This window comes from Microbacterium galbum (assembly GCF_032464915.1).
Taxonomy (GTDB): domain Bacteria; phylum Actinomycetota; class Actinomycetes; order Actinomycetales; family Microbacteriaceae; genus Microbacterium; species Microbacterium galbum.
In genome coordinates, this window is sequence record NZ_JAWDIS010000001.1 from 839,946 (window position 1) to 865,513 (window position 25,568).

Sequence of the window (25,568 nt, forward strand, 5' to 3'; positions counted from 1 at the left end):
AGATCGAGGATCGTCAGCTGGAGAAACCGGCGACGAACGGGTCGCACGACGGATCGATCGTGACCGGGGTGTCGCTCGCCGTCGGGGTGTGGCGCAGATCGAGCGGACCGAGCGGGCCGGAGGGCAGCTGCACGGTATACGAGACGGTGCGGGTCTCGTTCTGGCCGAGCGTGACCATACGGCTCTCGCCGGTGTTGCCGTTCTCGTTGCCGCTGCGCGACAGCGACGCGATGTCGCCCTGCCCGGGGTCCATCGCCGTGATCGCCGCGCCGGGAGGTGCGAAGAACAGCGTGTCCAGCATCATCGTGCGCGGAGGCAGGCCGTAGGAGCTGTTACGGAAGCCCAGCGTGTACGCGTTCGTGATGTCATCCGTGATGCCGTTGCGCATGTTCATGCTGACATTCACGGTGCGATCCGCTGCGTTGCACGAGGCGAAGACCTCGGTTGAGAGGTGGTACTCGAGCTTGCTGACCGAGAAGTCGTTCAGGTAGATACCCAGCTGCGTCGACGCGGCGTTGTCGCCGCGCAGACCGCCGTCGAGGCCCACCTCCGTGACGAGGGCCTGGGCCTGCTCATCGGTGAACCAGAGGTTGATGCGCTGCTCCTGCGCGCTCCGGGTGAGCTGGTCGAACATCGCGATCGGGTTCCACTGCCCGGCTGCGAGGCGCGAGAAGACCGTCGACGACACGGCCGCGAAGAACTCGTCGGACGAACGTCCGTTGTCGCCGGCGTCGCCGTAGCGCTGGTAGGCGTCGCTGAGCACGAGCTTCACCGCGTTCTCCGCGGTGATCTGCTCGCCTGTCGGCAGATCGACGGGTCCGAGAACCTCGAGCATGTGCGCGAGCACGACCGGGTCGATCGAGATCACACCGTCGAACTGCGAGCCATCGGTGCGCTTCCACAGGGATTCGAACAGGCGCGCCGTGGTCGGGAAGTCCGGTGAGAACGTGAAGTCCTGCGAGTACCGCGTGAAGGTGTCGGGGTAGAGCGCGAGAGTGCTCTCGGGCAGGTCGAGCGCCGAGCGGCCGGCCTGACCCGCGGCGTAGAACGCCATCGAGTCGGACTGCTCCTTGAGCTCGATCCGTCCGTTGTCGACGACCATGACACTCGATGCGGCGGGGTTGCCGCCGGTGGCGCGGATCTCGGCGTTGTTCTGGAAGAGCACCAGATACGTCTTCGGTCCGTCCGCCCCCGCGGCCGCCAGCAGCGACGGCAGGTACTTCTGCACCAGCGTGAGCGAGGGGGCGGCCTGGTCGACGATCTGCGCGACTTGGTCGAGCGGCTCGGTGACGATGGGCAGCAGGTTGGTGCGGTCGATCCCGTCGGTGACCACCTTGGCATCCGTGAACGCGGCGGTGATCTCGGGCAGAGCGCCCTCGGCCGCGCGGAACGGCTCGAGGTTGATGCCCCCGCCTTCGACGGCGAGCGACGAGAAGTCCGAGGCCGACAGCAGCGCGACCGTCGGCGGGAGCGCCCGCGCGGTCAGCTCTCGCGTCATCGCGGTGAGATTCTGCACCGCCTCGGTGTTGTCCCTGACGAGAGGAAGGGAGGATGCCAGGTCCCAGAGCGGTCCGGACGAATTGGCATCCGCCCGATTCGTCTGCTCGAGCACCTCGCCCGAGACCTGGTTCAGACCCGCAATGTCGCGGTTGGCGACGATCTGCGGAACGAAGGAGAGCTTCGCCTGCGCCCCGAGGAGGTCGGTGCGCACGACGCCCGCCTGGTGGGCGAACGCGAGGGCGACGGCGGCCGCTCCGAAGACGGCGAAGCCGAGAGCGCCCAGGGTCCAGCCGGTGATGGTGGCGGCAAGAGAGGCGCGAGACGAGCGCTCGGGCGCCTCATCCCCACCCGAGCGGCGAGACCTGTCGCGGCGCGAGCTCGCGTCGGCGATCACGAGCTGGTCCCCGTGCCGTCACCGGTGGTGGGGGGATCGACGATGATCGGCGGGAGACTCGGCTCCTCCGTCGGCGGATCCGTCGGGGTATCGGTAGGCGGATCCGTGGGCTGGGTCGGAGGGGTGGACTCCGAGGGCGACGGGGACGGCGACGGCGCCGGGTTCGTCGACCCGCCTCCCGAGTTCGACCCGCCCGAGCCCGGGTTGCGCGTCGGCTGCTGGGTGGGCGTCCGCTCGCGTTCGGCTTCTTCGAGCGCGAGCACCCGCTGGTTCTCGGCGCGAAGGGCGTCGACGGCCGCGGCGTAGACGGGCATCTCGGCGAGACCGTCTCCCCCCGCCTGCTGAGCAGCAGTCACACGTCCCGCCGCGTCGGTGACCGCCGCGCGGAAGCTCTGGGCCGCAGAGTCGTTCTCGGTGACCAGCTTGTCGGCCTCCGCCTTGATCGCGGATCCGAGGGTCGCGAGCTGCGACTTGAATGCCGACACCGCCGCGGTGATCTGCGACCGGGCATCGCGTGCGTCGGTGATCAACGTGGGCAAAGACTCACGGGCGAGACGGACGCCGTCGATCGCCTTGCCCACGTCAGCGAGCGACTTCTCGTCGATCGATGCGCGCTGATACTCCGGGATGGAGACGGACGTCGCGGTCGCGGACGCCTGCAGCAACGTGCCGCGCGCCGCCTCGGCCGCACCCAGGGCTGCTCCGTCTACGCGCCCCTGCAGCGCGACGAGGACCGATTCGCTGGCCTGCGCCAGCGATACGGCCTCCGTCACCGACGCGTCATAGAGGTCAGCAGCGGTCTGCAGCACCTTCGTGTCGTTGGCCAACTCCGCCTCGCGCTCGCGCAGACTGACCATCGCATCGTCGGCGGGGTTCGCCGTCGCGCGCTGTACGACCGCGAAGGACGCCGTGCCGACGATGGCGAGCACCGCGACCACAGCGGCTGCCACGCTCAGATAGTTGACCGCGCCGGCCTTGCGTCGTCCCCCGAACAAGGGCCTCTTGCCGACTTGCGCCAGTTCCGGGGCCTGCCAGCCGGCATCCTCGGCGGACTTGCCGCCAGCGCCAACGAGCGCGGAGAGGGCGGCGCGAGAGTCGGGCGTGGATGCGGGGCGGGAGCCGCCGACGAGCGCCGTCAACGCGCTCCGAGAATCGTCGGACGACGCCTGCGCCGACCCGCCGGTCAGGTCGAGGAGATCCTTCGACCGTGAGGACGTGGCGTGCGAGGCGCTCTCTCCGACGAGGGCGCGCAACTGCGACGATTCCGATGCTGCTCGCGCGTCGACCGAAACAGCGGCCGCAGCGCCCACCAGATCGCGCAAAGCGCTGCTCTCCGTCGGGGCCTTCGCCACCGAACGTGCGTTGCCATCCGATTCGGTCGAGGATCCGACGAGCTTTCTGAGATCGTTCATGGCGTCTCCTCGGCGCATCTTCGGCGCCGTTCTGCGAATGTCGTAGGGTAGTCGAGGGGGCGCCGGGCACGGCGCGGATTGTCTCGGGCAACAATAGCCGCAGAAATCTCGCGTATCCGCCTCGCACCCACTTCCCTACACAACAGGCGAATGGACGAGGCTTGGAACTGCGCGACTATCTCCGGATCCTGCATCGCAACTGGATCCTCATTCTGGCGCTGACGGTTCTCGGAGGCGCAGGCGCGTACGGGTACTCGCTGCTGCAGACGCCGTCCTATGAGGCGAGCACCCAGCTCTACGTCTCTGTCCGCTCGGAGAGTTCGGGCGTCAGCGAACTGGCGCAGGGCACGAACTTCGCACGACAGGCTGTCGTCAGCTTCGTGGACGTCGTCGATAGCGCTCTCGTGCTCGACCGGGTTATCGACGACCTCAACCTGGACGAGAGTGCGCAGCAACTCGCTAGGTCGATCGATGCCTCTTCCCCGACTAATTCGGTAATCATCTCGATCAAGGCGTCGAACCCGAATGCCGAAATGGCTGCGTCGATCGCGAACTCGGTGGGCACGAATTTTGCGGACGTGGTCGTCAACCAGCTCGAGAAGCCGGACGGCAATACCGCCAGCCTCGTCAAGGTTGAGACCATCGAGCCGGCTCTGGTGCCAACCTCTCCGGCTGCACCTCACACACCCATCAACATCATTCTGGGCATCATCATCGGACTCGGACTCGGACTCGGATTCGCAATTCTGCGTTCGATTCTGGACACTCGCATCCATTCCTTGCACGACATCGAGGCCGCCACCGAGTCGCCCGTGCTCGGCGGCATTGCGCTGGACCCTGACGCGAAGAGGCGTCCCCTGATCGTGCACGCCGACCCGAGGAACCCTCGCGCAGAATCCTTCCGCAGTCTTCGGACCAACCTTCAGTTCATCGACGTCGATGGAGCGTCGCGATCCTTCGTCGTGTCCAGCGCCGGTCCCGGTGAGGGAAAATCCACGACAACCGCGAACCTTGCAATCGCGCTTGCTGAAACCGGAGCTCGCGTGGCACTGGTGGATGGTGACCTTCGACTGCCGCGAGTGGCCGATTACATGGGTATCGAAGGTGGTGTCGGTCTGACTGATGTCCTCATCGGCCGTGCTGAGCTCGTCGACGTCCTTCAGCAGTGGGGCACAGGTCGGCTCTTCGTCCTTCCCTCTGGCCGAACGCCTCCCAACCCTTCGGAACTCCTGGGCAGCCAGGCAATGCAACGCACCCTGGCCGAGCTCGCGGGAGCTTTCGACTATGTGCTGGTCGACGCTCCACCGCTTCTTCTTGTGACCGACGCGGCAGTGGTTTCGCGCTTCACGAGCGGCGTGCTCATGGTCGCGGCATCTGGCACGACAAAGAAGCCGCAGCTCACCGCGGCGGTCGAGAAGCTGAACGCTATCGGTAGCCGGCTCTTCGGCGTCATCGTCACCATGCTGCCGGCGAAGGGCCCGGACAGTTACGGGTACGGCGCGTATTCGTACAGCGCCCAGGAGGAGTCCGTCTCCCCCGGTAGGGGAGAGCGACGGGCGCGCCGGCAGAATTCGGAGGACCAGTGACGTTCTCTATCCTGTCCGTCTGCACAGGGAACATCTGCCGGTCCCCGGTCGCAGAGCTCCTGATCGCGAGCGAACTCGAATCGCTCTCGACAGTGAAGGTCTCGAGCGCGGGCACGGGCGCACTCGTCGGAAGCGGAATCCCCGACCAAGCCCAGCAGCTCGCAGCGACCGCCGGACTAGACCCCTCAGGGCACGTCGCGCGTCAATACGACATGGCAATGCTCCGTGAGGCGGACCTCATCGTCGCGATGGCGCGTGAGCACAGAAGGATCGTCGTGGAGACGTTCCCGGGTGCCATGCGTCGTTCATTCACCCTCCGCGAACTCGCTCGAATCGCCGCCATCGCGGAACCGTCCCTCCCCGACGCCGTGCGCGGTGCGGGTGCGTCCTCCGCGGACGAGGGGATGCGCGCCGCCGTCGCTCTCGCGTCGACGCTCCGAGGCACGGTTCCGCCTCCTGCATCGCCAGACGAGTTCGATATCGTCGACCCGTATCGACGCTCGGACGAGACCTATCGCCGCTCATTCGAAGAGCTCGCCCCGGCGGCACGGAGAGTCGCGACGTTCTTGCGGACTGCTGCCGATATCGCTGTCGCCTCCTGATCCAGCGCGCGAATGCTCGCCGTGTCCGTGCGCCTGATGGGCGCGGATGCACGCATATTTCGCACAGATATTCGTCGGCCCAGAATCGCATCAGAGGCCACCGTCGACCGCTCTCGCCGGGAGCGAATGCAGCTAGGGTCCCGATCGTGATGAATGAACCGGTGTCGCCGAGCCGCCGTGACCTGATCCTCATGACGGGTGTCGCTGCTGCGGGCGCTGTCGCAGCGACTCGCGGGTCGTGGGCACCCGAAGAGCAGCCACCAGCCCAGGCCTACGCCGCCATCAACGTGCGCGACCACGGGGCGATCGGAGATGGCGCTGCGGATGATTCGACGGCGGTGCGGCGCGCGCTGAGGTCCGCCCAGGCCAGCGGCCAACCCGCCACGCTGTACTTCCCGCAAGGAACCTACAGTGTGAGAGCCGGAACTCTGGTGGTACCGGCCGGGCACCCGATGACCATCCGGGGCGACGGAGCGCATGCGTCACAAATCTCGCTCAGGGAAGAAGCACAGAACTCGGACGCCTTGGTCGCTTTGAACGCGACCTTCGCGGCAATAGAAAACCTGCAGATCGACGGAGGCGGCACGACCGGTGACAACGATCTGCTCGTGCTAAACGCCGGATACAACCGCGTGAGCAACTGCAATATCAGCCGCTCTCCCGCCACCGGAATCGCCGTGGGCAGGCATGGACGGTCCCTTGCTCATGTGCTCGAAAACATTATCGTTCGAGATTGCGGCGCCTATGGCATCCGCGTTCATGGCACGGCGAAGGCTAGCGACACCGGGTCGACCGACGGTCTGTGGTCCAACGTGGATGTTGGCCGGTCCGGCCTCTCGGGCATCTTTCTCGAATCGTCCTCGCAGAACATGTCCAACGTGCATGTTTGGCAATCGGGTGTTCGCGGAGGGGACAACGGAGACCAGCACGGCTTTCGGGTCGCTTCGCGCACGCACATTTTTGCTGGGTGCCAGGCAGAGAAAAACCTGGGCGATGGGTTCCACTTCGATTCCGGTGGAGGCGAGGGGAGCGTCGTAAGCGGATGTCGCGTCTGGGAGAACGGCGGGTCGGGACTTGTCGGCGAGGGCACCGGTCATCTAACACTCATCGGGTCGACGTTCACCAGGAACGGGCGGATCAACGTCGGAGATGCGGCAGCCGATGACGCCGTTTCTGCGGCGGCAATCCGCAATGAGGGTGGTGACGCGTGGACGATCACGGGTTGCAGCGCCTGGGACGACTCTAGAGAGCTATCCGCTGTGTGGGTGCCGGAGGATTCCACGACGCCGGAGATCCCGCGCCGCGGGGCGGGGATGAGTCAGACGTTCGCCTACGTCGAAACGGGTTCCCAGGGCCGCTCAAGCATAACCGGAGCGATCTTTCGCGCCGAAGAACACCTCAGCGGGCAGTCCATCAAAACGGAGTCCGCGCTCCTGCGGGTATCAGGCTCAGATCTCGGGGAAGACGACGCGCCGTCGATCCGTGCCGCTACGACTGTCGCTCTGCCGCCCTGGGGAGACGTCATACGCGTGACGGGGTCTCAAACAGTGACGAAAGTGGGGCCGAGCCGGCCGGGTCGCGTGGTCACCCTCATCTTCGATGACGCGAGCAGCGGAGGCATCGTCGGCAGTTCAAACGTGCGAATGCGGGGAGATTTTGTTCCCGACAAAGGATCCAGCGTGACCCTCGTGTGTGTGGGCGAAAACTGGCAGGAGCTCGCGCGCTCGGTATGACGTCCGGACGGAGCCATCCCCGACGATGTTCCGAAATGCTGCGAGGTAGTATCTGCGCGTGGGGACATTGAGTGAGTCGCGTGGATATGGCCGCGGCGCGGTGAAGAACATTCCGGACGCGTCCGCGGAGGTTCTCGTCCCCGCGCCGCCCAGAACAGCCGGATGGCAACTGCGAATCGCCTTCTACGCCGTCTACGTGGCCCTGCTGATGATGGCGCCGACCATCGTCTCGTCCCCAGCGCGGTATTTCGGGGTGTCGTCCGACACCGCCCTCTACTGGACGTGGCTGGCAATCAACGGCTTCGCCGTGCTCCTCGTGCTCGCTGCAGCCCGGCAACGTCCTGCCGCATTGCTGACCGTGATCCTCTTCAGCGGTTACATCCTCGCCTCCTCCACGTGGTCGGTTGCGCCTCAAACTTCCCTCCAGTACGGTTCCACCCTCGTCGGGGTTCTCTGCGTCGCGTATCTGATGTCGGTGGACATGGGCATGCGGGGCATTCTCGTACTGCTGGCACGTGTCACGGTTACTTTGTCGGTCGTCGGTCTGCTGCTCTACGTAATGCGCGCCGACATTGCCATCTACGTCGACGCCGCAAACCGGGCGAATCTTCTCGGCACTCTTCCTTTCAAGGGACTCTTCCCGCACAAGATCGTGGCCGGTTTCTACGCGGCCACGGGCATCGTCGCCATCATGGCGACCTCGCGCCCAGGTGCCGGCAAGGTCCTTTCCGTTCTCTGTCTCCTGGCGGTCATCGTCCTGTCCAGTTCCTCCACCGCGCTGGTCCTGCTCCCATTCGCCATCGCCATCTACCTCCTGACGCGTCGGGCGTTGGAGCGCGGGATGCGCGCTCGCGCGTGGATCGCGTCCCTGATCATCACCGCCATCGTCGGCGGTCTCCTTATGGCCTGGACGTGGTCCGATGTACTCGGACTACTCTCCCGCGACACCACCCTGACCGGTCGAACGACTCTGTGGGACTGGGGGCTTCGAACGTGGGCGGAACGCCCCATATTCGGGTGGGGATACGGCGCATACTTCGAGACCCCCGAGGCCGCGGCGGTTGCGTACTCTATCCCGGAGTTCCGCAGCTGGGACGTTCCGCATTTCCACCAGACCTACATTCAGACCGCGGTCGATTTCGGCGTTGTCGGCCTCGTCGCCCTCGTCGTCGTCATTTTTAAGGTCCTCCTGCGGTCCTACAAGCATGGCGCCGCCCTCGGGAGCTCCGTCGCCGCGGGTACGTTCGCGATCGCGCTGACGGCCGCCGCTGCAGGGTTCGTCATGTACCTGGTGCCTTCGTACGCCTACACCGAGGTCGTGCCACTCTTCCTCTTCGCGACGCTCTTTTCGACAGGGGCGATCGAGAAGGCTCGACGGCGCGCCTCCCCCGCGGGTGCCCGAGACCAACGACGCGTCCGATGATCGCATGACATCCCCCTGTATCATTGTGCTGATACGTTGAGGCGTCTTTCCGCGTACCCCCAAAGATGCGGGGTGGATGCGGCGCTCAATCTTTCCGAGAGAGAGACATCTTGACTGACACGCCGAGCTCGCCCTCGAATGTCGCCGCAAATCGCATCGTGACGCACGTCCTCTATCTATCGGGCGCCCCCCGCCTGTCCACGAAGCCAACAACGGAGAGCCTGGGCCCGAGATCCCACATTCTCGGCGTAATCGGGGCCCTTCGAGAGAGCGGATCGATAGTCCACGCCTTCGTCGTAGGCGACGACGTGCCGCAGTCCTTCCATGCCTCGGGAAGCGAGGCCCGGATGACGGCCTCTGCAGTGAGACTCGTCGCCGCCGACCTTGGGCGTCTCGTCTACCGAGTCCGGTCCGTGGCCAAAGTGCGGCGCATGCTGCGGAAGATCGCACCACCCCCCGCTATGGCTTACGAGCGATATGCACTCATGCAGGAACTGGGCAGAGCGGCGCAACGTAAAGGTGCAACCTGGGTTCTCGAAGTCAACGCCTTGCTCGCCATCGAGTCCACGTCGGATCGGCGGGCGACTTCCAGCCGCAGAATCGCGTCCTGGTTTGAAAAGCGCACCTTCCGCCGGGCAGATCTCATCGTGGCGGTGACCGAACAGCTCAAGCTCGCAATCCACGACATCTATGGCATCCCACTCGACCGGATCGTGGTCGTGGAGAACGGTGTGGATACGGCCCGACACGACGACGCGTCGGTCGAAAGGCAGGCCGTCCCCACGATTGGGTTCCTCGGGACCCTCTACCCATGGCAGCGCGTGGACCGTCTGCTTAGAGCAGTTAGCAGAAGCGAGACCGACTGGAATGTCCGAATCGCTGGCGAAGGGCCCGACTTCGACGCGCTGAGACGTCTCTCCGATGAACTGAATCTGGGCACGAAGGTCACCTTTCTCGGCCGCGTTCACCCGGATCAGGTTCCTGCGTTTCTGAAGACCGTGGATGTCTGTTACGCGGGTCACGGCAGTGCTGAGGGAGTTTATTTTTCTCCTCTAAAGCTCTGGGAGTATCTCGCCGCCGGGCGCCCCGTTCTCGCGTCGCGTCACGACGCGACAGTCCGACTCGCATCGGAGGGGTACGCCGTCGAAGTGTTCGATGAGTCCGACAGCGATCTGGAGCGCGCATTGCTCACCGTCTCTTCGAAGCTGCAGGAGCTCCTGGAAACGGGGGTGCGCGACCAAGAAAGAGTCCGTAGCTCTCACAGCTGGACTGCCCGTATACGACCGCTTCTCAATCGAGTTGCCGAGGGAAAGCCGACCCTCACGTGAGAACTGTCTCGCTGCCGTGGGACCTGGGGCTGGTCACTCCACTCGACGCCTCGGAAGCATGCGACTGGATCCTCGGCGCCGCAGAGGACCTGTCACGTCCGCGCATCCTCAGTAATCTGAACCTTCATGCCCTGCATCTGTCTCTCGAGGACGGCCCTGTTCACACGCTGACCTCTCGTAGCGATGTCACGCTGGTCGACGGTTGGCCGATTCTTCTCCTCGCGAAGATGGCATCGCCGAAGTTTGGATGGCCCACGACGCGCGAGCGCATCGGAAGCACTGACTGGCTTTCGGAGCTGATGCGACGCGACCCTGAAATCGCCGTGGTCGCCGTGGGCGGGACGCCTGAAACCGCCACCAGAATGACGAGCTACGTCAACGACCGCACGAGCAACATGCAATGGCAGCACTTCGACGGGTTCAGTTTCGCCCCGGCCGCCGAGGCATCGTCCGAGACGGGGATCCGAGACATGGTCTCGCGGGCTGATGTCGTCCTGGTCGGACTCGGAATGCCCACACAGGAGCAGTGGATCCTCGACCATCTCGCCTTGATGAAGGGCGGCGCAGTCGTCGCCAATGTGGGCGGGTGCTTCGACTATTTCGCCGGGACGCAGCGGCTCGCGCCCCGCTGGATGGGCCGCTTCGGCCTGGAATGGCTGTACCGGCTCGCCCATTCGCCCCGCAGGCTCGCAAAGCGCTACCTGATCGAGCCTTTCCTGCTCCTCAGCCGCCTGGCTCGGAGGGGACAACGCCCGCATGCGTGATCCGCACACCCCGGGAGTGACCTGTACCCGTCCCGCGAGCCGTATCGAGGGATCTTCTTGAGTTCTCTGGCGTCGGCTGCGGCTCGCGGTGGTGGGATCACGATCGTCGCGCAGGTCGTCAAGGTCGCCTTGATGCTGAGTTCGACGGTCGTTCTCGCGCGCCTCCTCGACCCCACCGACTATGGTCTGGTGGCCATGGTGGTGGCCGTCGTCGGAGTGGGGGAGATCTTCCGCGATTTCGGTTTATCGATGGCCGCTCTGCAGGCGAAATCCCTCAGTCAAGCGCAACAGTCCAACCTGTTCTGGATCAACTCGGCCGTAGGACTCGTGCTGGGCGTTGTATTCTTCGCAGTGTCGTACCCGCTGGCGGCGTTCTACGGTCAGCCTCAAGTTGCGATGATCACCCAGGCACTGTCCGCCACCTTCGTTTTGGGCGGGCTGTCTACGCAATTCAAAGTGCATATCAATCGCGACCTCCGGTTCATCGCCTTGGCTGTTGCTGATCTCCTCCCCTACGCCCTAGGCATCGGGGGCGCCATCGCGATAGCGGCGATTTTCGCGAATTTCTGGGCGCTCGTCGCCCAGCAGTTGATCGTTGCTGCCGGGACACTTCTGTTCTCGTTCGCACTCACGAAGTGGCGGCCGGGGCTCCCCCGGCGAGTCCCAATGGACGGACTGATCTCCTTCGGCGCGAGCTTCGCGGGCACTCAGATCATCTCCTACCTGACAAGGAACATCGACAGTCTGCTCATCGGCAAAGTATGGGGCTCCAACGCCCTCGGCTACTACGACCGCGCGTACAACCTGGTGGTCCTGCCGCTGACGCAGATCAACACGCCGATGTCGCGCGTCGCCGTTCCGGTCCTGGCCCGCATCGCCGAGGAAGGCGACCGTTTCGTCTCGTATCTGCGACGCGCCCAGTTGGTGGCCCTTTACGTGACGTCGTCGATCTTCGCCGTGCTCTTTGCACTCGGAACACCCCTGGTCGTCGCCGTGCTCGGGCAGCAATGGGAGCCCGCCGGACCCATTCTGAGTGTTCTCGCCGTGAGCGGAATCTTCCGTTCTCTCGTTCAGGTGGCTTACTGGGTCTACATGTCCCAGGGGCTCGCGACCGCTCAGTTGCGCTTCTATCTCGTCGCTCAACCGCTGCTCGTGGGAGTCATCGCGTGCGGGGTGCCCTTCGGGCCCCTGGGTGTAGCGGTGGCCGTGTCGATCGGCTACAGCCTGTTCTGGATCACATCGCTCGCGTGGGTCCGCCGGGTCACGAAGCTCAAGTTGGGGGTGCTGTACACCGACGCGCTGTCGGCGCTGGGGCTTGTCGCAATCCCGATGGCGGCGGCGGCATTCGGAGTGCGGCTCCTTGTGGAGAACTGGGGCGGCGCTCCCATCCTGGTCGTCGTCCTCGGCTCGCTGGCCGCGATGTTGTGGGCGGCGCTCGCCTTCGCGATCTTCCCCCGTATTCGGGCGGATGCAGCTCAACTCATCGACTTCGGACGCCGCGCGATCGGTCGCCGACCTAATGGATAACCACCCGAGCCCCCGTGGCATCGAGAGACGGATCACCCCGTGAAGAATTCAGATGTATTCATAGCCGCTCACGGCCAAGACGATAATGTCGGTGACCCGGCACTCCGGCGCGCCATGCTCGATGGCCTCGCGCTCGGACGCCGCCGGCACATCCTCGTCGGCACCGCTTCACACGCGTACATCAACGCGCTCGGACTACGCGCTGACGACGTGACGTATAAGAGCAGGCGCGAATGGCAGCTCGCCGCGTTTCGGCACGCGCTCCTCGGACGCGCGGCCTTCGTCTCGAACGCAGGTGAGATACAGCTGAATCGAAGGCGCCTGAGAATCAACCGTGTCGATAGGCTCCTCGTCGGCCTGATCCGCCTGAGAGGCGGCGCAGCGATCACGACAGGTCTGGGGGTTCGCAACCCGTCCGGGAGTCCGTCGGCGATGCTGACCTCGCTCTCACGCGCTTGCCAGATCACGACCTGGCGCGACGAAGAAAGTCGCCGCTTCGCTCGCTCGGGTTCGGTACGTCCTGACTGGGCATTCGCGCTGGGATCAAGTGGTGACGATCTGAAACCCGACGGTCGCGCTCTGCTGGTCGTCTCGATGCGTGGGGACACCGCCGATCTCACCGCCGAATGGAGGGAAGCGGTAGCGGAACTCCAATCTGGCCTAGACCTCGAGCTCGTCATCGTCTCCCAGGTCGAACGCGACGTCGAACGAGGAGACCAGATCGGCGCCGATCTCGGCGCGAACGTGCACCCGTGGCACGCCGGAGATCATCTTGCGGCTGAGGCCGACCTGCGGGAGGTCTACCGGCGCGCTCGAGTCGTCGTGAGCGACCGCCTGCACGTACTCATCTTCGCCGCAACGGAGGGAGCCGTGCCGCTCTACCTCCCCAATGTCGAATCGTCGAAGATCCCGCGTACGATGGCCGCGGCCGGCCTCGTTGAGCATCACGTCAGTCCCAGTGATGAACGCCTGGTGGAACGGGTGGCTACGCTCGTCGCCGAGCAAACCATGCTCGTGACCCGGGTCGAGAACGCGCGCGCCCAACTACGCGAACTGTCGGCAGCAATGAACGCGCTCATCTCAGGCGGCGGAGCCCGATGAGCGTCAACGAATCGCCGGCGCCCACGCATCACGACATTCGTTGCGTCGCCATTTCCATCGCGACCTTCCGCCGGCCCCAACTTCTGAGTCAGTTACTCAACGTGTGCGCCGCCCAGACCGCGGAGGTGGACGCTCGAGTCCGGATCGTCGTCGTGGACAACGATCCGCTTGCGTCTGCGCGCGAGGCCGTAGCGTTCTTCCCCGGCGTCGAATACATCCACGAACCCCTACCCGGAATCGCGGCCGCGCGAAATCGTGGTCTCGACGCGACCACGGAAGACGATGATGCGATCATCTTCATCGACGACGACGAGGTGCCGGCGCCGGGATGGTTACGGGAGATGTTGGCCTATGCGGTCGAACACAGGGCGGACATCGTCACCGGCCCGGTGGAGCCGATCATTACCGACTCGGTCCCGAGATGGATCGTCAGAGGCGGCTTCTGGCGGCGGCAGAACGGCTTATCCGGCAGCACGCCGGGTTCTGTCGCGACCAACAACACTCTTTTACGCTTGGCTGCGTGGCGGGCCAACCCCACGCGCTTCAGCGAAGCGCTGTCTATGAAAGGCGGGAGCGACACGGAGTTCTTCCGATCGCTGAGAGCAGCTTCTCCCCTGAAGGTACTTTGGTGCGCTGAAGCCGTCGTGTCGGAACACGTCATTCCCGAGCGAGCGAACGCGAAGTGGCTCTTCCGCCGCGCGATCCGTATCGGGAATATCAATGCGCGCTATAGGACGCGGGCCGCAGCCTTCATGGGCGGCATCGCCCGCATCGGGGTCGGGCTGCCTTTCATCGCGTTCGATTTCGCAGTCCATCGACAGCCCATGGCACGCAGCTGGAACATGCTGGCGCATGGTCTCGGTATGGTCGGAAACGTCTTGAACGTCGACCTGGTCGAATACCGTCGCAAAACGAACGGAGCCTGATGTCCGCCTCAACCTTCGCTTGTGTCATCCCGACGCATAACAGACATCACTTCCTTCGCGAATCTTTGTCATCTGTGCTCGAACAGACCGTGCGGCCCGAACAGATCATCGTCGTCTCCGACATCGAAGACGCGACGGCAGCAGAGATCTGCGCGGAACTTGCCGCCGCCGCAGGGCATCGCGGGGTCCTCTTCGTGCACGACCCGTCCGCCGGTTCTGGAGCTTCCGCTTCCCGCAACCGTGGCGCCTCGGAAGCGACCGCTGACTTCATCGGCTTCTTGGATGACGACGATCTCTGGCAGCCCTCATTACTCGACGCCGTCGCACGCGCTCTTCAAGAGAATCCCGTCGACCTGGTGGCCGTCAATCGAGAGATATTCTCTGAATCTGAGTCCCATGAAGGGCCCCGCATCGTCGAAGGCCTGACCTCCGCCGATGTCGCGGCAGCGAGTTTGGGCACGACCGGTAGCAACATGATCGTCAGTCGTCGAGCCTTCCACGAGATCGGGGGGTTTGACTCCCAGCTACCGGTCAAGAACGACACTGACTTCTTCTTCCGATACCTTCTCGCGGGGTTCGCCTATACCGTCGTACCCAGCCAGCTCGTGAGGCAGCGCAAACACGGTCTTGGACAACTCACCACGAAGAATGAACGACGTGCCCACGGTACGGAGTTGTACATCGCCAAGCACCGTGAGCACCTTACGCGCCGAGATCTTCGCAAGCTGCGTCTGACCATCCACCGCATCCGTCGCGCGTCAGCCACGACGTTCAGAGGCAGGACCTTCCACCTCTTCGGAGCTCTCGCGAACTACACCCCCGCAGACTTCATCCGCGAACGGCGCGAGTGGAAGATGTGGCACCAGGCGGACGCCTGAGAGCACGACTGCCCGCCTCCCGCCTAGCGGACGCCCAGGTCCGGCAATGTCTGATCGAGGTCCCGGAGGGCGAGGCGGGCGGCATGCCAGCCCGCCATGCCGTGAACGCCGGCACCAGGCGGGGTAGAGGCAGACGCGAGGTATACACCCGGTAGTGGCGTACGCCACGGCCGTGTGGTCAGCGTAGGGCGAGTGAGCAACTGCCCCGCGTCGACCCGCCCCCCGAGTATGTCTCCGCCGACGAAGTTCGCATTGGTCGCCGCGAAGAACGGGGCAGGACGGGCTTCGTGATGGATGATCAGCTCACGGAACCCGGGGGCGAATGATTCGATGCGTCGCGCTATCATCTCGCTTGCATCAATCTCCGAGTTGTTCGGGACATGAGCGTAAGCCCAGACGATCTCGTCGGATGACCCCTCGGGGAGACGCGATCGATCGAGGCGAGTGGGCTGCGAGAGAAGCACGTAGGGATCCACCGGAACTACCCCTGCGCGTGCTGCCTTCTCCGCCCGCGAAATGTCGGCCTCGTGTCCTCCGATATGGACCGTCCCGGCGTCGCGGAGGCGCGAATCCGCCCAGGGAATGGGCGCGGAAAGGACGAAGTCGACTTTCGACGCTGCGTTGCCATACCGGTATCTCGAAAGGCGCCTCGAGTACGAAGCCGGCAGCAATCCACGACCCAGGCGCGCGAAACCTCGCGGACCGATGTTCAGGATTGCGACGTCTCCAGGTCTCCAGACTTCGCGCAGGTCATCAACGTGATGTCCGACATTGATTTCGCCCCCGTGGGCGACAAGGTCAGACACGAGAGCCTCCGCGATAGCGGCAGAGCCTCCACGCGGAATAGGCCATCCCGAGGCATGTGCCTCTGCTGCGAGGACGGCACCGACAAAACGGGCGGGAAATGAGCCAAACGGGGCCGCGGCGTGCGCCGTCACCCCCGCAGCGAGCGAGCGCGCATCCTCTCGAAGTGTGGACAACCCACCCACCGCAGCTGCCAGCGCGGCCGCGGCACCGATTGTCGATGGACGCGCGCGCAGATCCATGCCGCCCAGCCTCCGCACCGCCTCAATGTTCAGGAGGAGCGGCTTCATGACCCGCCCCCAGCCCGCCCCGGAGCGTCCCAATTCGTCGATAGTTCGTTGCAGGCTGCGATACGCGACCGCGGATACACCCTCCATAGCATGGGCGTAGGAGATGTCAGGAGTGAGGAAATCGACTCTTCGTGTTATCTCGAAGGACTGGAAGAAAACCGACGCCAGCGCCATCGGGTGCGCTGCGGAACACACATCGAAAATCCCGTCGAATGCTTCAAACCGGTCGGTCCTAAGCCCACCTCCAGCCTTCGCCGCAGACTCGTGCACCGTCACCTCGTGTCCGGCCCGAGCCATGATGACCGCGGCAGCGAGTCCATTCGGTCCGCTGCCGACGACGCTTACTCTCATGATCGACCCCGATCAGGCACGTAGCTCCTGCGACGGCTCGACTGCCCGCCCGATAGACGCCCTGCGCACGACCCACATCACTGCGGGGGCAAAGAAGACAGCGTAGACAAGCGTGTAGTCGATGAAGGATATGCCCAGCGTCAGAAACACTGCGATATGGAAGCAGGAAAGTAGCGCCAGCCAACACCGAAAAAGCAACGGCGTTAGAACGAAGAAGAACAGAAGTCCCTCGGCGGCAATAGTCGCATAGTCCAGCGCCTTCCAGAACAGGTGGTTGTCGAAGGTCAGCATCCACGGTCCGAGAGCACCGAGTTTGTCGTCGGCGGCGATGTCTTTCGCCAGGTATCCGCGTGTCGCGTCGCGGGTTGGGTCGAGCCAGCCGCCCGCGATCTTGGGAGCAGCCGCGGACAGCATCCCCCACCCGATCGTGAAGGCGAAGAGCAGGATCGGCACCCCGCGGGTTACCGCCGGCGTCCGCCCGCGCCTTCGGCGGATGACGGCGTCGAGCGACCATCGCGAACCCCACCCGGCCAAGCCCAGGAAGACCGGCACGAGTTCGAACAGGATGAAGTGGTCCACCTTCGAGAACGAGTACGAGAGCCCCGCGGCCGCCATGATCGTGAGCGTCAGGAACAACGAGACAGGAATGGTGGCGATGCCGATCACCAGAAGAACCGCGAGGACGAACCTCACGACCGAAATGGCGACGAGCAATTCGATGGGAGGTACTGAATGGATGAATCCGAAGAGCCCCGGACGAGGGTTCACGAAATCGTCCGGGAGACCCGCGATCCAGGTGATGTCTACAGGAAGGAAGATTATCCAGGCGCCGTAAGCAATTCGCAGCGCGGCGAGAAAGCGGCCGTCCGCCTGGTACGAAGCCGCCGCGCGCGCAACCGTGCGCTCAAGGAACGTGATCACAGCGCCACCGTCTTCCACGCGCATGGCTGCGACTCCACGACCCTCGCGTCCTCGATGCTGATTGTTGTCGATACCCAGCAGAGCCGTATGCCCGTGACATCTTCGCGTCCCGAGACGATTCGAGCGCGATCGCGCAACCAACTGATGGACTCCTCCGAGAGGGTCGTCTCAGCCTTCGGCCCGAGGATGTAATCAAGGGTCGGCCCAGCCGTAGAGAATCTCAACGGCTCCATCAGTGCAGAAGGGTCGATGGGCGTTGACGTTCCATCCGCGAGGTCGACCTCGGCATCGACGAAGGTCGCCCCAACCGTTCCGTCTGAATTCGCCGCCGTTTGGAAGCCCGGCATCCGAATGATGGGGTATGGCTCGGGCGAGACTCGGAACGAAAAGAAACCCTGAATGACCAAGAAGCAGACGAAGGCTACGACTATCAGGAGGTTCCTGCGCTGCTTCGACGGCCGGAGGCCGGGCTCAGCCGTACGTGACATCAACGTTCCCCTCGCGACCTGACAACTTGTACATCGTATCGATCGACGGGTTTCGGGGTCGTTTCGGCTCGTCGAGCGCCGAACAGATCAATGGTAATGACTCCCGTACGTTCACCTGCCGCGAGCGGACGCGGACTCTGCCGGCCGCATCTCACGGCGCAAACACGATGTCGAGGTAGGGAGGTGCCGCGGATTCTCTGCTCCGAACCTGAACGATGACCGGTTTCGGCGTCAAGAAAGGCGCATCTTCGGTGAATCCGAGTGACATGCTGCTCGAGTCGGCTGCAAGCAACTCGCGAAGGTGATCCGAGATGTCGATGGTGCGGTAGTCAAAGGTGCGACCCACCTCCACGCCACCCACCGGCGCAAGCATCTCCGGACGGTTTCGATAGGTCACCTCCGTTTCCGACCAGGCCCCTTGAACGGCTCGGACGTCGAGTCTTGCACGATCGCCCGTCGCCTCAGTGATGGCAGCGTTGAGCGACAGCGTCGCAGATGCAATCTTCTTCCCCTTCAACCCGCTGATGTCGAACCCCATGTAGGTCAGACGCGTGTACGACTCGTCAGTGGATCCTCCCGTCGTAGGTTTGACGGGCATCTTTGTTTCCGAGGCGTAGTTGGTGTCCGCGACGTCACCACCCCGTACGTAAGCGTCCCCGCTCGAGAAGAGGCGTACCTTCAACGGATCCGTCACCGTCACATCGACTTTCTGCGTGAGCGTCGAGCCGTTGGTCGTGACCTCTACCGATACCGTGGCAGCCCCCACCGCCCTCGGCTTGCACACACCTGAACCATCGACCTCAACCACCGCGGGGTCGCTGGAGGAGTACGTCATCTGCAGAGCCGATGAGGGAATCGATTCGCCAGTCGTACTTTTCGCTGTAACGGAGAGCTGCGGTGTCGTGTCCAAACCGACGGTCGGACCCACCCCGCTCAGTTCTACGGTACTGAGGTAGGGGGCTAGCCTCGTCGCAGGTTCAGGCTTGAGCACCACATCGATGTACGCCGGAGTCGAGGATTCTCGACTCTTGATTTGAGTGATCACGGGCTTACCGGTGAGGAACGGGCCGTCCTGGGTAAACCCGAGGGATAGACGATCCGCTTTGGCCGCCGCCTTGGAAGCCGCGTAGGAGGTGATGTCGGTCTGTCTCTCCGCGAACGTCGTATCCACTGCGGTGCTTCCCACCGTGGCTCCCAAGCTCGGTCGATTCGAGAACGTGAGTCCACTCTCGGTCCAGGTGCCCTCGACGGCATGAGCATCGACTCGCGCCCTATCCGCAGACGGTTCCGTCACCGCAGCCGTAGTTGTGAGAATCGCCGAAGAAATCTCCTTCCCTCTGAGTGCCGAGATGTCGAAGCCCATATACGCGAGTCGGGTGTAAGACTCATCCGTGGATCCCGTGTTGGCGGGTTTGACGGCGAGCTGCGTGTCCTTGGCATAGTTCGTGCCCGCGGAGGTTCCGCCCCTCACCCAGGCGTCGGCGTCAGGATAGATCCGCACCCTTTGCGGATCATCGACCTTGACCACGGCGTACGCGGATGCCGTCACCCCCGCCATCGTGACCACCACCCCGATAGACGTCTCTCCTGCCGCCAGTGCCGTCACTACTCCCGAATCGGAGACCCGGGCCACGGCCGGATTGCCTGAGAGGTAGCGCACCGAGGTGAGGCTCGCTGGATCAATCGAACGTCCGTCGGCTCTCTTGGCTGCGAAAGCCATGGAGGCTGTCTGCGCCTTCGTCATCGTGGCGGGTACGCCGGTGACGCCTACAGAGTCGAGCCGTGAGACAGCTGGTGCCACCGACGGGACCGTGACCGCGTAGCTGTAAAGTTTGATCTCGCTGATGGACGTCTTTGGATCAGTCCCCTGGTCGCCATGGCCGATGATCCGCACCCATTTGGACGACGCGCTCGTCGTCGGAATGATCAATTGCGAGCCAGTGGATCCGTCGTACGCTCCGTCGTACCGAGTGATCCACGTCGAGCCGTTCCAAGAAGTCTGTACTTCGAATTTGGTGTGCCGCGATCGGTTGGCCCGCCAGTCGATCTGAAGAGACTTTATCGATCGGGGCTGGTCGAGTGTGTAAGTGATCGAGTTGTCTAGCCACGTCGTCCAGTAAGTGGCGGGGTCACCGTCGAAAGTCATCGCTGGCGAGCCCTCGGTCGTGCGCGTCGCCGCCGCCGATTTGATCGTCATCGGCCCTCGCTCGATCAATACGCGATAGGTCGTGGGCGTCTTACCCGGCTCTGTGATTGTGGTGGTCGCCACGCCCGGAATGCTCGTAGGAAGGCGGCTCGCCACGGTGGCACCGCTCTTGTACGCGGCGACCGTCGGGACGGCGGATGCAGGATCCCATTGCGTCGTGTAAGCGAGGGTGTTGGGAGAGAAGCCCGAGAGCTCCGTGCCGCCTACCCGGATGCCCTGTGCGCGCGAGCTTCCCTGAGCTTCGAGCTTCCAATCATCAAGCGCGACGATACCTGCTGACGATGGGGCCGAAAGCCCGCTGGTCAAGGGCGTGAATTGCACGGCGAGAGTGGTGTTGCCCTTCGTCGAGACCTGAATTGCGAGCTTGCGGATACCTGAGTTCCCGTTCTGCTGAGCAGGATGGGGCGACGTCGGCAGCGGGGCCGCTGCCGTGTCGACGAACGTTGCCGTTGCGCTTTGCGAGATGATGCGCGCGAGCAATTGCTTGCCGTTGGACGTCAGAGTCGCGGAACGACCGTCGCCCGCGATCTGAATGGCCGCCGCAGTGTGCATGGACCATAGCGCTTCCACCGGCTTGCTGGACCGAATCTCGTCCTGCACGATCACCTGTTGCCGCCCATCGAACAACTTGACCCCGCGCTTCCAGGAGGTCACGTCTCCGGGGTACAAGGCCGAAAGATCGGCGATCGAGAATGCTGATGTCACGTTCGACTCGAACCGCGCGGCGGGGGTCGTTGCGAGGGTGGTCGGGCGGGGCTTGTATGGGTTTATGACGAGGGTGTTTTGTCCTTCTGCGGCGAGCCTGTAGTAGTCCCACCGGCTGCCGGAGGTGCCCTCGTCGAAGTATCCCGACAACCCGTAGTCGTCTTTCCCCAATTCGGTGGCCCAATTCTGGCCCAAAGCGTCGAGATTGAAGGTACCGGCGTCGAGGTGCTGGTGACTCGCGTCGGGGAGGCTTCCGTTCCGGAAGCCGACAAACGTCGCATTCGGGTCGCTCCAGGACGACCTGAAGCTGGCTACCGCCGCGTTTGGGAAATTGCGATCCATCGGCAGCGCCGCTGCCGTGGGCGAGGCCGAGGTCTTTCCGGGCTCGTACCAAAGCAAGCGCTGCACCGAGTTCCCGCCACGTCCTTCGTCGATCCCCGCGTACCGGAACGATGCGTTGTTGTACACATTCCCCAGGCCCGCTAGTACGGGTCCGCGACTCACGCCACGTTCACTATCGCCAAAATTGAACCGATCCCCGGACGGGCTGGACATATAAATAGGGAAGAGTCCGGTGACATCAAGACCCGGCAATGACGACAGACCGACGTCGCCTCCGGTAGCCGAACGGAGGCCTTGCAACATCACCACGAGATATCGTGTCGCGTAATCCCAGTAGCTAAGCCCTTCGGCGTAGCCGCCACCATTCGCGTAAGTGCCGATACCGCGCTGCACACTCGTGATCGCCGCGGCAAGGATCTTGCTGGACGTCGCTGGGTCGTCCTGCGCAACGGCGATGGCTCCGACCGTGAGACCGCTGTTGATCACGATGTTCCAGTTATTGTTGTTTCGGGCCCAATTCCCGCCGTGCGCATAGGGGCCGTTGCTTCCTTCGGCAGCGTCAAAGACCGGGAATGCCGGTTTGAGTCCCAGCTCGACGATCGCTCTCGACAGCTGCGACCGCCGGCCGGAGGACCAGTAGGAGTACAGCCAGTCATAGCCGATCGCCACGCCGTGGGTCATCTCGGCGGTGTCGAGGAAATGATCCGGGTTCCAGTCACCGAATCGAGTGACCGCATCCAGGTCCTTCCACAGACGCTCGGCATATTTCGCGTCCTTACTCACCTGCCACGCCATCCCTAGCGTGTAAGCCCGCTCAACCATCTCTCGGCTGGTGTCGAGGATTTTGATGCCGTCGGGCTTCGTGTAGGTGAGCACGGGCTTCGTGAGGAGTGCATCCGCAGCGGAAACGACACCAGCGTAGGTTCTCGCGCTCCAGTCATCGGACGCAATTTGCGACTTCAGGAGCGAGAACCGCGAACCGTCGGCCAGCAACCGAGGGTGGGCCGTCGTCACCTGAGCAGCAGAGATGGACCCTATGCCCGCGGCCGTTGCCGCACCCACCGGTGCAACCAGGCCGATCAGGAGCGAAAAGGCGACACCGATCGCCATCACGCGGGAGCCGCGGCGGACGTCTTGCGAGTTCATGGGAGTCCTCTGGGGGAGTGCCCCATTCCCAGATGACACCACTTGCCGACGGTCACCCGAACGGTCGACAGCTATAGCGGTATCCACGCCAGAGCCCCCGGTGGTAAGGGGCACCGTAGACGTTTCCGACGCCGGCGAATGTGGCCAGCGAATTCAGAATCAGAATAATGTAACTCGGCACCCTCAAGTCGCCGATGTACGAAATACGTGCCGCGGGTGCAGAAGCGGTTCGGCGAAAAGCAGTCTCGTCCGGAGAACCAACGCGTCCGCGTCGCGGAGGGCGGACCTCCTCCGCGCTCTAGCCTTCGCTCCGCTGCCAGAACCGGAACCCCACGATGTCGCCCTCCGATTCGTAAGACCCTGCCACCCACGGCGCCAGCCCCGCGAAGTGGTCCTTATCCGCCGGACACGCGATCGAAATCCCGCACGACACGGGCGACTCCACGATGAGGGCCGGCGGGAAGGCTGTCACGTCTGCCAGGTACTGCGCCGGCAAGCCGCCGTATCCCTGCTCGACAGGCAACGAGTAGGTGATCGCCGTCGGCGACAACCGCTGCGAAGCCGCGAGGATCCACGTCTCGGCTCCGTGCACGAGCACACGGTCGTCGGGACTCGTCTCGGCGAGGACACGGTCGACGATCTGCGCCTGATAAGAGCCGGCGGTGAACACGCCCGCGCCGAGCGTGGTCCGCAGGCCCTGTAGGGCGGTCGTGCTCGAGCCGGACAGCACGATCGCCGCGAGCGCAATGAGTCCGACCGCTCGGGTCGTACGCTGCCGAGCGCGTGCTTCTCTGCGCCACCACTCCCCGACCGACGACGACACCTCGGCACCGCCACCGGCGATAGCGACGGCGAATCCGGCGATCGCCACGACGAGATAATGCGGGTAGGGCCGGCCGGACGCCATCTGAGAGAGCGCGTCGACCACTCCGACCCCGATGAAGACGACGATGACGGTCATGGCCGGTGACCACGTGCCCTTCGCGACAATCCGCCTCATGAGGACGGCGCCGATCATGACGAGCGCGGCGGCGACGACCGCTCCCGAAACGAGCAGCTGGGCCAGCGTCGCGAAAGAAGCGACGCGCTCCCCCAGCGGCGTGCCCTCGGAGTAGAAGAGGTTGTATCGGACGTACTGGTCCACCGCCGCCCGCAGGGCATCACCCGTCCACAACCACAGGGTCAGCGCCACGCCGACCGCGGCGATGACGCCGATGACGGACGCAGCGACGGCGAGGCGCCGCCGGAAGAAGACGACGCACACACCCGCCAGCACCAGCAGACCCGCGACGTTGTTCATGCGGGTGAACAGACCGACGGATGCGGCGAGGCCAAGTGTCATGCCTGCTCCGACGAGGATCCGGGCGGGAGCGTCCCGCCCGAAGCGCAGCACGATGTCCGCGACGAGGCTGTAAGCGACGAGCTGGAACGGGAACAGCCACGTCTCCGTGAAGTTGCCCCCCTCGAAAACCCCGAGATAGGTCACGCCGGTGATGAGCACCACCACGGCCGCCCATGCGCGGATCCACCGCGCCCAGACCAGGCCCACGACGGTGAGCCCGAGGAAAAGGACGATCGCCTCGAGAATCGGAGCACCGACGATGCCACCCCCGAGACGCCACGCGAGGGTCTCGATCACCGCGAGGAGCGGGCCCTTGTGATCCCACGAGTCGACATAGGGCATTCCCCCGCGCGAGACGACCATTCCCGTGTAGAGGAAGACTCCGGAGTCACGCGTGATGTGACCGCTGACGATCATCGGCACGTAGGCAGACAGGCTCACGATGAGGGCGGATGCCGCCGTGAGCAGCGCGGGGCGCGCGGTCAGGCGCGTCATCCGACGGACTCGCGGACACCGACGACGTTGCGCTCACGCCACTTCTGCAGCACACGCCGGTCCCGGGCGTGGACGGCAGCCACCGTCGCCGCCGCCGCGGCGACTCCCACCCAACCCCCCACGGTGTTCGCGATCACGTCGTTGACGGTTGCGAAGCGCGCCGGCAGCACGAAGAACTGCAGCGTTTCAAGCGCGACCGACAGGGCGGGCACGAGGGGCAGCGCCAGCCACAAGAATCGCGTCGGGAAGACGAGGGAGAGGAAATACGCCAGGGGGACGAACATGGCGATATTCGCCGAGAACTCAAGCCAGCGGTAGCCGAACCACTGCGGAACACCATTGCGATGCAGGATCGACAGGACGCGCTCGATGGCGCTCTCGTACCCCTGGTCGATGGGTGTCGGCGACAACGTGGCCGCCAGCACGACGGCGAGGCAGAGCCCCAGACCCGTCCAGGCGAACAGGTGACGCACGATCAGCCGCGCACGGTCGCGTCGTGCGGAACCCCGCGCCGAACGGAGCCGAGGATGTCGACCCGCCACAGTTCACCGAGCGCTCGGGCGGCGAATCGCACGAGACGACGGGGAGGCAGCACGGCACGCGCACGCCCGCCACCCCACATCGTGCCCTGTGCGACCGCGCCGCGACGGGGGATGCTGGCGACGGAGACGTACCGCACCCGCAGCCGTTCGCGTGCTTCGGAGATGGAGAAATGCACGTGAGGGACGAGGGCGTCCGCCGGGACACCGTCGACGAGGCGGCGCAAAGCCGCCTGCCCGTAGGCGCGGAGAGGCGTGTTGACGTCGGGGACGGACCTGCCGCACAACAGGAACACCGCGAACCGCACCAGCCCGCTCAAGGCGCGCCGGAACCAGGGATCGGTGCGCCCGCGTCGCACGCCGTGCACGACATCGGCCTCGGCGTGGTCGAGAGCCGAGGCCACGCGGGCGATGTCGTCTCCGTAGAACTGCCCGTCGCCGTCGACGTGCACGATGATCCCGGCTCCGCTGCGAAGGCCCTGTTCGTACGCGGCGAGCGCCGTGGGGCCGTGACCCTGATTGCGCGGGGAGCGGATGACGTCGGCGAGGGGAGCGGCCGCGTCGCTGGTGGCATCCGTGGACGCATCGTCGACCACGATCACGGAAACGGAGACACCGATGCTCTCGAACGAGGCGTGGATCTCCGCGAGGAAGGACGGCAGGGCCTCGGCCTCATTGAAGGCCGGTATCACGACCGCAACATGGTCTTGCGCCTGCACCCTGGCATCCCCGCTCTCAGCCGGGACGGATTCACCCGGCAATTCC

Annotated in this window: 19 protein-coding genes; 10 read left to right on the plus strand and 9 right to left on the minus strand. The window is 64.4% G+C overall.

Annotated elements, in window-relative coordinates:
- Positions 1-13 precede the first annotated feature (13 nt).
- Together RWH45_RS04095 and RWH45_RS04100 are read right to left on the minus strand one after the other, a co-directional pair.
- Entirely contained in the window at positions 14-1,894 is a 1,881-nt protein-coding gene (locus RWH45_RS04095; protein WP_315993619.1) for a DUF4012 domain-containing protein, read from the minus strand.
- A complete protein-coding gene (locus RWH45_RS04100) occupies positions 1,891-3,306 on the minus strand; it encodes a hypothetical protein (RefSeq protein ID WP_315993620.1) in 1,416 nt (471 codons plus the stop codon). The genes RWH45_RS04095 and RWH45_RS04100 overlap by 4 nt, the downstream gene beginning before the upstream one ends.
- Before the next feature lie 161 nt (positions 3,307-3,467).
- Between RWH45_RS04100 and RWH45_RS04105 the strand changes: the two genes are divergently transcribed.
- The 10 genes from RWH45_RS04105 to RWH45_RS04150 all read left to right on the plus strand — a co-directional run bounded on the left by RWH45_RS04105 (position 3,468) and on the right by RWH45_RS04150 (position 15,174).
- Entirely contained in the window at positions 3,468-4,892 is a 1,425-nt protein-coding gene (locus tag RWH45_RS04105; RefSeq protein WP_315993621.1) for a tyrosine-protein kinase domain-containing protein, read from the plus strand.
- Positions 4,889-5,494 carry an arsenate reductase/protein-tyrosine-phosphatase family protein gene (locus RWH45_RS04110; RefSeq protein WP_315993622.1) on the plus strand — a complete coding sequence of 202 codons (606 nt, stop codon included), beginning with the start codon at positions 4,889-4,891 and terminating at the stop codon, positions 5,492-5,494. Before RWH45_RS04105 ends, RWH45_RS04110 begins: the two co-directional genes overlap by 4 nt.
- A gap of 149 nt (positions 5,495-5,643) precedes the next feature.
- The gene (locus RWH45_RS04115) at positions 5,644-7,227 is read left to right on the plus strand and encodes a right-handed parallel beta-helix repeat-containing protein (RefSeq protein WP_315994590.1); all 1,584 of its coding nucleotides are present in this window, start codon (positions 5,644-5,646) and stop codon (positions 7,225-7,227) included.
- Positions 7,228-7,285: 58 nt separating this feature from the next.
- Positions 7,286-8,650 carry an O-antigen ligase family protein gene (locus RWH45_RS04120; RefSeq protein WP_315993623.1) on the plus strand — a complete coding sequence of 455 codons (1,365 nt, stop codon included), beginning with the start codon at positions 7,286-7,288 and terminating at the stop codon, positions 8,648-8,650.
- 158 nt (positions 8,651-8,808) lie between these two features.
- Positions 8,809-9,978: a glycosyltransferase gene (locus RWH45_RS04125; RefSeq protein ID WP_315993624.1), complete on the plus strand. Its 1,170-nt coding sequence runs from the start codon at positions 8,809-8,811 to the stop codon at positions 9,976-9,978.
- A complete protein-coding gene (locus tag RWH45_RS04130) occupies positions 9,975-10,742 on the plus strand; it encodes a WecB/TagA/CpsF family glycosyltransferase (RefSeq protein ID WP_315993625.1) in 768 nt (255 codons plus the stop codon). The genes RWH45_RS04125 and RWH45_RS04130 overlap by 4 nt, the downstream gene beginning before the upstream one ends.
- Before the next feature lie 57 nt (positions 10,743-10,799).
- The gene (locus RWH45_RS04135; protein ID WP_315993626.1) at positions 10,800-12,269 is read left to right on the plus strand and encodes a lipopolysaccharide biosynthesis protein; all 1,470 of its coding nucleotides are present in this window, start codon (positions 10,800-10,802) and stop codon (positions 12,267-12,269) included.
- 39 nt (positions 12,270-12,308) lie between these two features.
- Complete coding sequence (locus RWH45_RS04140; RefSeq protein ID WP_315993627.1) at positions 12,309-13,370, plus strand: polysaccharide pyruvyl transferase family protein; 1,062 nt, start codon at positions 12,309-12,311, stop codon at positions 13,368-13,370.
- On the plus strand, positions 13,367-14,296 hold the full coding sequence (locus RWH45_RS04145; RefSeq protein ID WP_315993628.1) for a glycosyltransferase family 2 protein: 930 nt from the start codon (positions 13,367-13,369) through the stop codon (positions 14,294-14,296). The genes RWH45_RS04140 and RWH45_RS04145 overlap by 4 nt, the downstream gene beginning before the upstream one ends.
- Positions 14,296-15,174 carry a glycosyltransferase family 2 protein gene (locus RWH45_RS04150; RefSeq protein WP_315993629.1) on the plus strand — a complete coding sequence of 293 codons (879 nt, stop codon included), beginning with the start codon at positions 14,296-14,298 and terminating at the stop codon, positions 15,172-15,174. The genes RWH45_RS04145 and RWH45_RS04150 overlap by 1 nt, the downstream gene beginning before the upstream one ends.
- Positions 15,175-15,197: 23 nt before the next feature.
- On the opposite strand, the gene RWH45_RS04155 is transcribed toward RWH45_RS04150, so the two are convergent.
- From RWH45_RS04155 to RWH45_RS04185, 7 genes are all read right to left on the minus strand, one after another.
- Positions 15,198-16,619, minus strand: coding sequence for a phytoene desaturase family protein (locus RWH45_RS04155; RefSeq protein WP_315993630.1), 1,422 nt, complete (start codon positions 16,617-16,619; stop codon positions 15,198-15,200).
- Positions 16,620-16,631: 12 nt separating this feature from the next.
- Positions 16,632-17,540, minus strand: coding sequence for a hypothetical protein (locus RWH45_RS04160; protein WP_315993631.1), 909 nt, complete (start codon positions 17,538-17,540; stop codon positions 16,632-16,634).
- Entirely contained in the window at positions 17,537-18,028 is a 492-nt protein-coding gene (locus RWH45_RS04165; RefSeq protein WP_315993632.1) for a hypothetical protein, read from the minus strand. Before RWH45_RS04165 ends, RWH45_RS04160 begins: the two co-directional genes overlap by 4 nt.
- A gap of 151 nt (positions 18,029-18,179) precedes the next feature.
- The gene (locus RWH45_RS04170; protein WP_315993633.1) at positions 18,180-22,427 is read right to left on the minus strand and encodes a CBM96 family carbohydrate-binding protein; all 4,248 of its coding nucleotides are present in this window, start codon (positions 22,425-22,427) and stop codon (positions 18,180-18,182) included.
- Between the two features lie 298 nt (positions 22,428-22,725).
- Complete coding sequence (locus RWH45_RS04175; protein ID WP_315993634.1) at positions 22,726-24,264, minus strand: hypothetical protein; 1,539 nt, start codon at positions 24,262-24,264, stop codon at positions 22,726-22,728.
- The gene (locus RWH45_RS04180) at positions 24,261-24,737 is read right to left on the minus strand and encodes a VanZ family protein (protein WP_315993635.1); all 477 of its coding nucleotides are present in this window, start codon (positions 24,735-24,737) and stop codon (positions 24,261-24,263) included. The genes RWH45_RS04175 and RWH45_RS04180 overlap by 4 nt, the downstream gene beginning before the upstream one ends.
- A 2-nt stretch (positions 24,738-24,739) precedes the next feature.
- Complete coding sequence (locus RWH45_RS04185; RefSeq protein ID WP_176776565.1) at positions 24,740-25,522, minus strand: glycosyltransferase family 2 protein; 783 nt, start codon at positions 25,520-25,522, stop codon at positions 24,740-24,742.
- Between the last annotated feature and the right edge of the window lie 46 nt (positions 25,523-25,568).

Excerpts from the sequence above, each read along its gene's own strand:
- RWH45_RS04150 (WP_315993629.1), top strand. The coding sequence starts at position 14,296 with ATGTCCGCCTCAACCTTCGCTTGTGTCATCCCGACGCATAACAGACAT.
- RWH45_RS04165 (WP_315993632.1), bottom strand. The coding sequence starts at position 18,028 with ATGTCACGTACGGCTGAGCCCGGCCTCCGGCCGTCGAAGCAGCGCAGG.
- RWH45_RS04145 (WP_315993628.1), top strand. The coding sequence starts at position 13,367 with ATGAGCGTCAACGAATCGCCGGCGCCCACGCATCACGACATTCGTTGC.
- RWH45_RS04155 (WP_315993630.1), bottom strand. The coding sequence starts at position 16,619 with ATGAGAGTAAGCGTCGTCGGCAGCGGACCGAATGGACTCGCTGCCGCG.
- RWH45_RS04115 (WP_315994590.1), top strand. The coding sequence starts at position 5,644 with ATGAATGAACCGGTGTCGCCGAGCCGCCGTGACCTGATCCTCATGACG.
- RWH45_RS04170 (WP_315993633.1), bottom strand. The coding sequence starts at position 22,427 with ATGAACTCGCAAGACGTCCGCCGCGGCTCCCGCGTGATGGCGATCGGT.
- RWH45_RS04175 (WP_315993634.1), bottom strand. The coding sequence starts at position 24,264 with ATGACGCGCCTGACCGCGCGCCCCGCGCTGCTCACGGCGGCATCCGCC.
- RWH45_RS04100 (WP_315993620.1), bottom strand. The coding sequence starts at position 3,306 with ATGAACGATCTCAGAAAGCTCGTCGGATCCTCGACCGAATCGGATGGC.